Source organism: Hydrogenispora ethanolica (assembly GCF_004340685.1).
In the GTDB taxonomy this organism is placed as follows: domain Bacteria; phylum Bacillota; class UBA4882; order UBA8346; family UBA8346; genus Hydrogenispora; species Hydrogenispora ethanolica.
Map to the genome: position 1 here is coordinate 1 of NZ_SLUN01000067.1, position 12,054 is coordinate 12,054.

Annotated in this window: 8 protein-coding genes; all 8 read left to right on the plus strand. The window is 51.8% G+C overall.

The window, feature by feature from the left end; genetic code table 11:
• Positions 1-518 precede the first annotated feature (518 nt).
• Entirely contained in the window at positions 519-2,456 is a 1,938-nt protein-coding gene (locus EDC14_RS25970; RefSeq protein ID WP_132018165.1) for a sigma 54-interacting transcriptional regulator, read from the plus strand.
• Between the two features lie 642 nt (positions 2,457-3,098).
• Entirely contained in the window at positions 3,099-4,046 is a 948-nt protein-coding gene (locus EDC14_RS25975) for an ABC transporter permease (RefSeq protein ID WP_132018168.1), read from the plus strand.
• Between the two features lie 9 nt (positions 4,047-4,055).
• A complete protein-coding gene (locus EDC14_RS25980) occupies positions 4,056-4,955 on the plus strand; it encodes an ABC transporter permease (protein WP_243663127.1) in 900 nt (299 codons plus the stop codon).
• Between the two features lie 17 nt (positions 4,956-4,972).
• Positions 4,973-7,000: an ABC transporter ATP-binding protein gene (locus tag EDC14_RS25985; RefSeq protein WP_279388803.1), complete on the plus strand. Its 2,028-nt coding sequence runs from the start codon at positions 4,973-4,975 to the stop codon at positions 6,998-7,000.
• Positions 7,001-7,087: 87 nt separating this feature from the next.
• A complete protein-coding gene (locus EDC14_RS25990; protein WP_132018171.1) occupies positions 7,088-8,662 on the plus strand; it encodes an ABC transporter substrate-binding protein in 1,575 nt (524 codons plus the stop codon).
• 40 nt (positions 8,663-8,702) lie between these two features.
• Complete coding sequence (locus EDC14_RS25995) at positions 8,703-9,689, plus strand: mannonate dehydratase (RefSeq protein WP_132018174.1); 987 nt, start codon at positions 8,703-8,705, stop codon at positions 9,687-9,689.
• Positions 9,653-10,606 carry a 2-hydroxy-3-oxopropionate reductase gene (garR, locus tag EDC14_RS26000; RefSeq protein WP_132018177.1) on the plus strand — a complete coding sequence of 318 codons (954 nt, stop codon included), beginning with the start codon at positions 9,653-9,655 and terminating at the stop codon, positions 10,604-10,606. The genes EDC14_RS25995 and garR overlap by 37 nt, the downstream gene beginning before the upstream one ends.
• 132 nt (positions 10,607-10,738) lie before the next feature.
• Positions 10,739-11,626, plus strand: a complete 888-nt coding sequence (gene dapA, locus EDC14_RS26005) for a 4-hydroxy-tetrahydrodipicolinate synthase (RefSeq protein ID WP_132018180.1) — start codon at positions 10,739-10,741, stop codon at positions 11,624-11,626.
• Positions 11,627-12,054: the final 428 nt, after the last annotated feature.

A 12,054-nucleotide genomic window follows, 5' to 3' on the forward strand; every position in this document is an offset into this window, starting at 1 on the left:
TTGTCTCTCCTTATCTCTTTTAGCCATTTGATAAGTCGGACTTTTTTGCTGGATTTCTTATACCTTTTTTCAGTTCAAATAGCACAACAGGTTAACTTAGTAGGGTTTTTCCAATAAGGTGAAATCATTGCGTTCAGCTCGAAATCCTAGACGATTTTGAGGCAGGTGAAACAGACCCAAATAAAACAATCCCGTCCATTACGGACGGGACCAGAGTATAGACAAAACCCGCGTTCAAGCCGTGAGGCAAGGAAGCGGGTTTTGTCTACACTTTGAGGCCGGCGCCGCATCGCGCTGGCCTTGCTTTGTTGCGCGAATCGTTTTCGACGCCCCTATTTCATCCAACGTTGCCGGCGGATAAAAAATTTAAATTGAAGTTCGCTAGCTGAACTTATATAGTAATATTTAGTAATATTAAAAAAGGATTCAAGCCGCAGCTTTCGAATGTCAGGGAGCCGTTGCGGCTTATCCGGAAATTCATTAATTTCATAAACACCGCGCAAAAGGTGGAGCGAGCGATGGCAAAGATAGCGTTTATGGCCGCCAACCAGGACATGCTGGAACAGGCGGCGGCGATAGCCGGTAATTTTGATATGGAAGTCGAGATCAAATTGATCACCTCGGCCGACGTGGTGGCCGAGGCCAACCTGGCCGTCAGGAATGGCGCAGATATCGTCATCGCCCGGGGCACCCAGGCCTATCTGGTCCGGAAATACACTCAGATTCCGGTGGTGGAGATCGTGCTCACCGGCCAGGAATTGGCGCTATTGATCAACGAGGCCCGCAAACTGACCGGCAAAAGCCACCCGGTCATCGGCATCTTGGGCGTCAAAAGCATGTTCAGCAACACCAAGCCCTTCGAGGAGATCCTCGATCTGACCATCCGCGAATATTTCGTGGAGAAGGGCGAGGAGTTGGAGGAGGCCGCCCGGCGGGCCTGGGAAGACAAGGTCGACATCCTGATCGGCGGCAAGATCGCCATCGAATGCGCCCAAAAATGGGGATTGCCCACGCTGTTTTTAAAGTCGCAGCTCGACAGCATCGCCGACGCCTTCCGCAATGCCGAGCGTATGGCCTATGCCATCGAGCTGGAGAAGACCAACACCGCTGAATTGCGGACCATCCTGAACTATTCCTTTGACGGGATCATCCGCCTCGACAATCAGGGCTGCGTGACGGTGGTCAATTATATGGCCGAAAAGATCTTGGGCAAAAGTTCCGACGAAATGCTGGGCAAGCCCATCACCGACATCCTGAAACTGCCCGACGAAGACCAGCTCCGCCAGGTGCTGGTCGAGGGCAAGAGCCTCTATTCGATCATCATCAACCACGACAACCTGGCCCTGGTGGCCAATCTGGCCAATATGACGGTGGACAACGTCTCGCAGGGCATGATCTTGTCGTTCCGGGAATTCAAGAAGATTGAGGAGATGGAGGCGGAGATCCGCAAGAAGCTTTATACCAAAGGGTATGTGGCCGAACATACCTTTAACCGGCTGGCCGGCCGTTCCAAGGCGATGAAGGGGCTGAAGAGCGCCGCCAATGCTTACGCCAAATATGATCTCCCGGTATTGCTCAGCGGCGAACTGGGGACCGGCAAAAGCGCCATGGCCGAATGCATTCACAATTCCAGCCTGCGGCAGCAGGGCCCCTTCGTCAGCGTCAACTGCCAGGGCGTGCCCAAAGAGTTCCTGCAAAAGCAGCTCTTCGGGTATGCGGTTGAAAACCCGTATACCAATCTCTCCAGCAAAGTAGTGAAGGGCGCTTTCGAACTGGCGCATACCGGGACGCTTTTCCTGGATCATGTGGCGGAGCTGAATGATTATTGCCAAACCAATCTGTTGCGGGTTTTGCAGCAGGGAACCTTTCTGCGGCTGGAAAGCGAAAAAGCGTATCCGGTCAACGTCCGGGTCATCTGCGCCACCGACGTCAACCTGACTCGCCTGGTCAAGGAAGGGAAGTTCAACGAGGAACTCTATTATGAATTGAGCGTCCTGGAGCTGTATCTGCCACCCTTGCGGCAGAGAAAGGAGGATATCGCCGATTTGCTGGATTACTACATCCAAGAGTACGGCAATTTTTACCGGAAATACATCATCCTGACCGAGGATGCCCGGGAGATGATCACCGCCTATCCCTGGTATGGCAATGTCCAGCAGCTCAAACGGTTCTGTGAAAAGCTGGTCATCCTGGCGGACAAAAAAGTGCTGGATAGCGAGCTGATCGACCGCAGCCTCGCTTCTTTCACGGGTTCCTGGGATGAAGACAAATTCGCGGCGGGAGAGCCCGCCGGAAAGGTCATTGTCTATCAGAACCCCGAGTCGTCCCTGATCCTGAAGGCCCTGGAAAAGCACAAAGGCAACCGCAACCTGGTCGCCGCGGAGCTGGGGATCAGCACCACCACCCTGTGGCGCAAGATCAAGAAATATCATATCAAGTACAAATTCGATGTGTAGCCCCGATGAAGCCGCCCAAACAATTCCGCGCTATTGCCGCTGATGTTGGCCGAGCGTTCCTCCCGGAACATGAATAACCGCTAACCCTTACGCTTGAGGCCTTCAATTCTTCCTTCTCTTCCTGCTTAAGAGCGCCGTTGCCCTGATGGCGCTCGCCGAAAACCAGCGAGTCCGATTCCCTCCGTATCTTTCTCTCGAAATGACTATCCTATTTCTTATGTCACATTCTTTTTGTGAATGCTTTGAAATATAAACGAAATAAAATGAAATATTTAATGCAATAAATGAAAAAACGGCTCAAATAAAATCGAAAAAGTCCTGTTTATGCAGGCTTGAAGTATTGTAATCGGTTGAATTCATCACTTATAATGAAGAAGAGTTTCGGATTGATTAAATAATGATTGTAAAATGATTAACAGAACTGGTTATTTCATGAGAAGTGAAACAAATTGAAACAGAAATGACATCCATTTGAAATTACCGTTAACCCATTGACCGAGATTACCAAAAGCGTTTCATAATGGAATGATTGGAAAGGGGGGTGCAATACGCCCCATGCTGTATCCGGATGTAGTAAAGCTTTTGTTTGTCAGATAACGGTTCTTCTTTTGATATTATCCTGATTCACAGGAGGCTTCTTCCATGGGCTCATATGTTTGGAAAAGAATAGTGCAGATTGTTGGCGTTTTGTTGATCGTTTCCGTTTTTATTTTTTTGTTGATGTCCTTTTTGCCCGGCGATCCGGTTTTCGCCATGCTTGGGCAGGAAGTATCTCCGGAAGAATATGCGAGGGTATTTAAAGAATTGCAATTAGATAAGCCGATTTATGTCCGTTATCTTACTTGGGTGAGCCATGCGGTCACCGGTGATTTCGGGCAATCCGTCCAGTTTCATAAAAGTACCTTGGAACTGTTAAAGGAAAGGGTACCCATCACATTGTTTTTATCGCTCGCCGCTTTTTTCATCAGCATGCCGTTGGGTGTTTTGTTCGGCGTCATCAGTGCGGTGTTTCGCGGCAAGAAACTGGATACCGGGGTTACGCTGCTCGCCAACTTGACAGCTTGTATGCCCAGTTTCTGGGTGGGAATGCTTCTGATGTACGTATTCTCATTATGCTTGGGCTGGTTGCCGTCTTTCGGGTTCACCTGGCCGTGGGCCGATTTTACAAAAAGCATGAAACAACTGGCGATGCCGCTGTTCTGTCTGGCTTTGGGCGGAGTGGCGACGACCACCAGGCAGACCCGGTCGAGCATGCTGGAAGTCATTAAGCAGGATTATGTGCGGACTGCCCGCAGCAAAGGGTTATCGGAACAGAAAGTCATTTTCGTGCATGCTTTGAAAAACGGATTGATCCCGATTATCACCCTGATGGGCATGCGTCTCGGCGGGTTGGTCGGAGGCTCGATGTTCGTCGAATCGGTTTTTGCCATTCCCGGAATGGGCTCGCTTTTTGTTCAGGCCATTCAAACCCGGGATATTCCGGTGGTGCAGGCTTGCGTCTTGTTAACGGCCGTCGTTTCCTGCGCCGCAAATCTGGTTACCGACATTCTTTACGCAGTGATTGACCCCAGAATCCAATATGAACAGTGAGGTGAGACTATGGCTGCACCGTCGGCAAGCCTGAATGATATGGTTCAGGAAGTGAATCGTAAGAAACAAAAAACAATGAAATTCATGAAAAGCCTCTTGAAACGGAAGATCGTCATGGTCGGCATGATTGGGGTGTTATTCTTTGTATGCTTGGCCGTGTTTGCGCCGGTGATTGCCCCTTTTGATCCGGATGAACCCCATTTTGCCAACTTTCTTTCCACACCTAACGGCACTTATCTGCTGGGCACGGACATGCATGGCCGGGATGTGCTGAGCCGGGTGATCTATGGCACGCGGGTATCATTGCTGATTGGAGTGTTCGCTGTAGTAATTGCGTGCGTTATCGGCACTTTTTTCGGGATGTGCGCGGCGTATTTCGGGGGTTGGGTCGATACCGTGATTACCCGTTTGACAGAGGCTTTGCGCGCTATCCCTCAGGTGGTGTTGGCCATGGCGTTGACAGCGGTATTTGGGAGCGGGCTGCGAAACCTGGCGATTATTTTGGGCATTTCCACCATCTCCGATTATGTGCGGATGATGCGCGGTCAAGTGCTTACCATCAAGCAGTCCGATTATATTATGGCTGGCAAGTTGCAAGGCAATTCCGATTTCCGCCTGATGATACGCCATATTTTGCCCAACAGCATTTCGCCGATTATCGTCATGATGACCCAGCAGGTTGGAGCCACCATCTTGGCTGAAGCCGGATTGAGCTTCTTGGGACTGGGCATCAGCGCCCCGATGGCCTCTTGGGGAAGCATGGTCAGCGAAGGACGAAATTATCTGCTGCAAAATCCCGTCTATTCATTGGTGCCTGGCGTTTGCGTGGCACTCCTGGTAATCTCTTTGAACTTGTTCGGAGACGGTATCCGTGACGCGCTGGATCCAAGGTTACGTGGCGAATCGTAGAAAGGCGGCGGAGACAGATGATGAATCATTTGCTGGAAGTTAAAGATATCCGGACCAGTTTTTTTATTGAAGGCAAAGAAATAAAAGCGGTGGACGGCGTCTCCCTGTATCTGAATCCCGGCGAGATCATCGGCATCGTCGGAGAGAGCGGCAGCGGGAAGTCCGTCACCATGCTCAGCGTTTTGCAGCTGGTCGCCTCGCCGGGGAAAGTCATCGGCGGGGAGGTGTATTTGGAAGGCATTGACCATAATTTGCTGCAATACGGTGCGCAAAGTCCTGAAATGCGCAATATCCGCGGTGGCAAGATCAGCATGATCTTTCAGGAGCCCATGACCTCGCTGAATCCCGTCCTGACCATCGGCTATCAAATTCAGGAAAATATTATGTTGCATCTAAAACTCGATAAAGAGGCCGCCCGCAAAAGAACCGTCGAAATGCTCAAAATGGTGAACATTCCCGACGCCGAAGCGCGTTTCGGCTATTACCCGCAGCAGTTTTCCGGCGGAATGCGGCAGCGGATCATGATCGCCATGGCGATGTCTTCCAACCCCACCGTCTTGATTGCGGATGAGGCAACCACGGCGCTCGACGTGACCACTCAAGCGCAACTCTTAGAAACGCTGCGCGATGTCGCCAAAAAAACCAATACCGCCGTCGTACTGGTGACCCATAACTTGGGAATCGTCGCCCGTTTCGCCGAACGCATTTATGTCATGTATTCCGGCAATGTGGTAGAAACCAGCGATACCAAAACCATCTTCAAAAATCCGCAACACCCGTATACCCGGGGACTGCTGAAGGCCATCCCGCGCCTGGACGACGCCAAAGACAGAATCTTATTGCCGATTGACGGCATTCCCTTAAACCCGGCGGACCGGCCGCAGTATTGTCCTTTTTACAGCCGCTGCCAGTATCATAAACCTTTTTGCCAGGAACGGCCCATCCCCAAACTCGGCGAAGCCGGTCCCGGACACGAGGCCGCCTGCTGGCTGTCCCAGGAAGAAAAGGACCTTCGAATGGCCGAGCTGTCCCATGAAACTCCAAAATCGGCGCCATCCAATGCGATCAAAGCAGAATTGTGTCTGGAAGTAAACAATGTCCGGAAATATTTCCCGATTTACGCGGGGATGATGCGGAAAAAAGTAGGTGATGTCAAGGCCATCGAGGGCATCAGTTTTACAGTGCGAAAGGGGGAGACGCTGGGGATTGTAGGCGAAAGCGGCTGTGGTAAAACCACGCTGGCCCGCTGCATTATGCGGGTTTATCGTCCCGAGGAGGGCGAAATCCTCTTTGAGGGGCGGGACATCGCGAAGCTCAACGATAAACAAATGGCATCCTACCGCCCCAAGATATCCATGATCTTTCAGGATCCGTTTTCTTCACTGGATCCGCGACAGACGGCGGGCTCGGTCGTGGGCGAGTCCCTGCTCATCCACAAACTCGTAAAAAACCAAGTGGAGTATGACCGCAGGGTGGATGAGTTATTTCGCATCGTCGAGCTCGATCCGGCGCTGAAAGACCGGATGCCGCACGAATTTTCCGGCGGTCAGCGGCAAAGGATCGGGATCGCCCGGGCGATTTCCTGTAACCCGTCCCTGATTATTTGCGACGAACCCATTTCCGCCCTAGACGTATCCATTCAGGCGCAGATCATCAATTTATTGGAAGATCTGAAAGCAAAACTGGGGATCAGCTATTTATTCATTGCCCACGACTTGGCCGTGGTCAAGCACATCAGCGACCGTATTCTGGTGATGTATCTTGGACGAGTGGTTGAACTGGCTGACTGCCTCGACCTTTATGACCATCCGCTTCATCCCTATACCCAAGCGTTGCTTTCGGCGGTTCCGGTCGCAGACCCCGAGGTGGAGGAGAAACGGGAACGGATCCTACTGGCCGGGGAGGTCCCGAGCATCGCCAACCGGCCGTCCGGATGCGCCTTCCATGAGCGCTGCCCCAAAGCGACGGAGCGTTGCTTTAGGGAGGTTCCCCAGCTAAAAAATGCGGGAAACCGGCATCATGTCGCTTGCTTTTTGTATGAGTGATTGTCCGGGGCAGGATGCAACGGAATGAACGCATGATAATTGTCGAATCGTGTTTTTTCAAAAAATTATTATTTAGGAGGAGAAATAATGAAGAAGCTGGCTAGCCTGAGAAAAATTTTGCTGTCTCTATTTGTCCTGGCCGTTTGCGTCGCGAATCTGTTTTGGGCGGGAAATGATCGCAATTCCGCTGCCATTGTCGCGGCGGCGAGCGGGAAAGCACGCGGCGGTTCGCTGAAGATTGCAATCATCGCTGCTCCTTTTACCCTTTACATGCCCAAATCGACCAGCACTATTAATAACCAGGCCACGATGCCCGCGCTTGAACCGTTGGGACGCTTGAATGCCAAGGGAGTCTATGAGCCGTGGCTGGCGGAGTCTTTCAAGATTGATCCGGAAAAGTTGACTTTCACGATTAAGCTCCGGCCCGGCGTGGTTTTTCACGATGGCTCGAAACTCACGGCCGAGGTGGTGAAGTGGAACTTCGAACAGATGATCAAGAACGGCAAGGCCAGTGAGTTATGCAATCCGAAATCCTTCGAGGTCGTGAACGATCTGACCTTAGTCATCCGCTTCTCCGAATGGGCCAACAATTGGCAGGATGTTATCAGTGAAGTGCAGATCCAGTCCAAAGAGGCCTATGAGAAGCGTGGCGAGGAATGGTGCGCAATTAACCCCGTCGGAACCGGACCGTTTGTGTTGAAAGAGTATGTCCAGGGAAGCAAGTTGATCTTCAAGCGCTTTGACAAATACCGCATCAAAGGTCAGCCTTATCTCGATACTCTGGAGATCGACATCATCACTGATTTAAACACGCAAATCACGGCTTTCCAAAATAAAGAGATCGACTGCGTCATGACAAATGACGCCGTGGCGATTCAATCTTTGGAACGGGCCGGATTTAAGAATACCGCCAAGAAGTCGCCGAACCTCGCGGATATCTACTACTTCCTGTTCAACAGCAAAGATCCCGACGTTCCTTTCTCAAAATTGAAAGTTCGCCAGGCGGTCATGCACAGCCTCGATTATCCGAATATCGCCAAAGTCCTGACCGGCGGCTTGGGAATCGCCACCAATCAGTTTGGGATCAAGGGAGCTTATTCCTATAACCCGTCGGTTAAATTCTATGTTCATAACCTCAAAAAGGCCAAGGCATTGTTGAAAGAGGCGGGTTATCCCAACGGGTTCGACACCACCATCTACACCCGGGCGGAGATTCAGGACAGCGCCGTGCCGCTGCAAGCTTCGCTCAAAGCCATCGGGATTCGGGCTACCATTAAAGTACTGGACGGCGCGTTGCTTGATAAAATGCAAGTCGCCGACAGCATCCCGGGGATTGTCATGGGCAAGGGCGCGAGCCAGCTGGACTTCACCAAGAACTATATTCGTCTGTACTCTTCGCAAGGAATTAAAAATCACGGCCTGATCGCTTATCCGCCCGATTATGAGAAGGCCTTGTTCGGCGCGCGGGCCGCCAAAACTTTCGACGAGAAGAAAAAGTTATTGCAGACCGCTTCCAAAAAGCTGGTTGAAGAATACGCGCTGCTAGTCCCCACCGGTGTCGCTTTTTATAAATGCTACACCCAGGATTACGTACGCGATTTAGGGATATATCAGGTAAGCATCCACGCCTGGACGCCGGAGCGGGCGCGAGTCACCAAATAAGATCGACCGGATTGGTTAATCCAACGGGAAAGGAACTTCAATGAATAATCAGATGAAAGTGCAACAGATCATTGATTCGAATATCAGCGATGATGAAATTCTGTTCTTGAAGCAGATGGGAATCGAATATGTTTCGGTACAGTTTTCTTACGAGCATTGCAGTTACGACCATTTGATGCAGCTTCAGGAGCGGCTGCGCCGAAACGGGCTCACGATTACCGACGCCGGGTGCATTAAAGTCTACAAAAACCCAGCCATCCACCTGGGCCTGGCCGATCGGGACGCTTGGATTGAGGAATATAACAATTTTACCCGTTGGTTGGGCAAGGCGGGCATCCCCGTCAACTATATGACCTGGGAGCCCAATCAGGTCCTTACTTCCCAATTCGCCATCGGCGATCGGACGCGCGGTTCCGTCTCCCGCATTGTGGACATTCATGAATTGGAAAAGCTTCCCCATACCCACGGCCGGGAATACGGAGAGGAAGAGATCTGGGCCAATTTTAAGTATTTTCTGGATGCCGCTTTGCCTGTCTGTGAAGAGGCTAATGTTAAAATCGCCCTCCATCCCAACGATCCGCCCGTTCCCATGCTGGTTGGGATTCACAATCTGATCCACAGCGCCGCGGATTATAAACGGGCCTTTGCGCTGGCTGGAAATAGTCCGTATCTCGGGATGAAGCTGTGCGTCGGCTGCTGGCTGGAGGGAGGAACCGCATTCGGGAACCTGCTGGAAGATATCGATTATTTCTGCAGGGAGAAAAAAGTCCTCTGCGTTCATTTCCGGAATGTGAGCAGTCCCATTCCGTATTTCGAAGAAACGCTTCTGGAAGACGGGTACATGGATATGTACCGGGTGATGCAACAACTGGTGAATGCGGAATATGACGGCGTCATTACCGTGGATCATGTGCCCGATTTTGTGGAATCCTGCGGCGGCAAAAACGCGGCCTATGCCTATACCATCGGGTATATGAAGGCGCTCCTCCAATGCGCGCGGGCCGGCAAAGGACAACGGGAAGGATAAAGGAGACATCGGCAATGGTTAAAATAGGTTTCATCGGATTGGGCATCATGGGGAAGCCCATGAGCAAAAACTTGCTGAAAGCGGGGTATCCGTTGGTAGTCTGCGACAAAAACCAGGCTGCCGTGGATGAAGTGGTGGCATTGGGCGCCAGCGCCGCCCCGAACGGCGCGAAGGTTGCCGAAGCCAGCGACCTGGTCATCACGATGCTGCCGAATTCGCCCCATGTTAAAGAGGTAGTTCTCGGCAAAAGGGGTGTGATCGAGGGAGCCAGGCCGGGAACGGCGGTGATCGATATGAGTTCCATCGATCCCGTGGCCAGCAAGGAAATCGGCGCCGCGCTCAGGGAGAAAGGCCTGGAGATGCTGGACGCCCCGGTCAGCGGCGGCGAGCCGAAAGCCATCGACGGCACCATTTCGGTGATGGTCGGCGGCAAAAAGGAGAGCTTCGACCGCTATTACGACGTGCTGAAAGCCATGGCCGGTTCCGTCGTCTATGTGGGCGAACTCGGCGCGGGGAATGTCACGAAACTGGCCAATCAGATCATTGTGGCCTTAAATATTGCGGCGATGTCCGAAGCCTTGACTTTGGCTACCAAGGCGGGGGTCGATCCCGACCTGGTTTACCAAGCCATTCGCGGCGGTTTGGCCGGCTCAACGGTTTTGGACGCCAAAGCGCCGCTGGTGATGGACCGCAAGTTTCATCCCGGATTCCGGATCGAGTTGCATATCAAGGATTTGGCGAACGCGCTCAACGCCTCGCATCAGCTGAGCGTGCCGCTTCCGTTGACCTCGCAGGTCATGGAAATCATGCAGGCGCTCAAGGCGGACGGCTTTGAAAGGGAAGATCATTGCGGCATCATCAAATATTATGAGAAGTTAGCCCATACGACTGTAACTCGACAGGCTAAATCCGAATAGCGGCGATGGGGTTGGCCTCAAGATGATCCAGGGGCCGACCCGATGTTTTGATTCGATTTATCACTTGCCACGCAATAGGATAAGACTCCATACCGATTGACTTGACAGCGTGGAGAAATGGCGGAAAATTACATGGATTTTAAACCTTACGGCATCGTCCCTCCGATGGTCACCCCATTGACCGACGAGGGCAAGATCAACGAACCGGCCCTACGCAAGCTGGTCAACTTCTTAATCGACAGCGGAGTCCACGGGTTGTTTCCCGTTGGAACCACCGGCGAATTTTACGCTTTGTCCAATGACGAATTCCGGCAAGTTCTCGAAGTCACCCTGGATGAAACCCGGGGGAGAGTGCCGGTGTACGCCGGCGTCAATCACATCACCACCCGGGGCTTGATCGAGTTGGCGCAGATCGCCGAGGCGGCGGGCGTCGATGCATTGTCGGCCCTGACGCCGATGTTTTTAACACCCAATCAAAATCAGATCTATGCTCATTTCGAAAGCCTGGCGAAAAACACCGGCCTGCCGATCATTCTCTATAATAACAAACCGAAAACCGGCGTGGACATCGCCCCGGCGACCGCGGCGCGGCTGGCGGAGATCGACAACATCGTCGGCATCAAGGACAGTACCGGCGACATGACGACCACCGAGGAATATCTGCGCTTGACCAGAAACAAAAACTTCTCGGTCATGATGGGCCGGGATACCTTAATTTACGCCGCCCTCTGCTACGGCGCATCCGGCGCGGTGGCTTCCTGCGCCAATGTCGCCCCCAAAATTATCGTGGACATCTATAACAAGTTCATGGCCGGCGATCATGAGGGTGCCCGGGAAGCCCAATTCAAAGTGGCGCCGTTGCGCATTGCTTACAATCTGGGTACATTCCCTTCGGTGATCAAAGCCGGACTGAAACTGCTCGGCATCGATGTCGGCAATTGTTTCGACCCTTCGGGACCATTGACCGATGAGGAGACGAGCCAGTTGCGAAAAATCATGGTGGAGATGGAATTGATCTAAAAGCCGTGTCTGGGAATTGATTGCAGCCAAGCCGAGCGAGAATACCGGCTTGGCTTTATTATGATACGAATTTGTTTTAAGCTTGTTGAGGCGCGTTAAGAGAGTGTTTTGTGAATAAACGATCTCTTTTTGTGGCTCAATGAGCTCGCTCAGTCGCCCAACAAGCTCATTTTGTGAATAAACAAGCTTGTTTTGTGAATGAGAGAGCTCTTTCAGTCGCTCAACAAGCTCATTTTGTGGATAAGCAAGCTCGTTTTGTGAATGAGAGAGCTCGCTCAGTCGCTCAGCAAGCTTGTTTTGTGAATGAGAGAGCTCTTTTTGTGAATAAGTGTTCTGATGATTATAAATTTAGATCCGGAAGGGCTTTACCAGAACATATGTTCGTGATAAAATAAACTAAAGAACAAATGTTCTGGGAGGGAATCCAA

Excerpts from the sequence above, each read along its gene's own strand:
- EDC14_RS25970 (WP_132018165.1), top strand. The coding sequence starts at position 519 with ATGGCAAAGATAGCGTTTATGGCCGCCAACCAGGACATGCTGGAACAG.
- EDC14_RS25975 (WP_132018168.1), top strand. The coding sequence starts at position 3,099 with ATGGGCTCATATGTTTGGAAAAGAATAGTGCAGATTGTTGGCGTTTTG.
- EDC14_RS25980 (WP_243663127.1), top strand. The coding sequence starts at position 4,056 with ATGGCTGCACCGTCGGCAAGCCTGAATGATATGGTTCAGGAAGTGAAT.
- EDC14_RS25985 (WP_279388803.1), top strand. The coding sequence starts at position 4,973 with ATGATGAATCATTTGCTGGAAGTTAAAGATATCCGGACCAGTTTTTTT.
- EDC14_RS25990 (WP_132018171.1), top strand. The coding sequence starts at position 7,088 with ATGAAGAAGCTGGCTAGCCTGAGAAAAATTTTGCTGTCTCTATTTGTC.
- EDC14_RS25995 (WP_132018174.1), top strand. The coding sequence starts at position 8,703 with ATGAATAATCAGATGAAAGTGCAACAGATCATTGATTCGAATATCAGC.
- garR (WP_132018177.1), top strand. The coding sequence starts at position 9,653 with ATGCGCGCGGGCCGGCAAAGGACAACGGGAAGGATAAAGGAGACATCG.
- dapA (WP_132018180.1), top strand. The coding sequence starts at position 10,739 with ATGGATTTTAAACCTTACGGCATCGTCCCTCCGATGGTCACCCCATTG.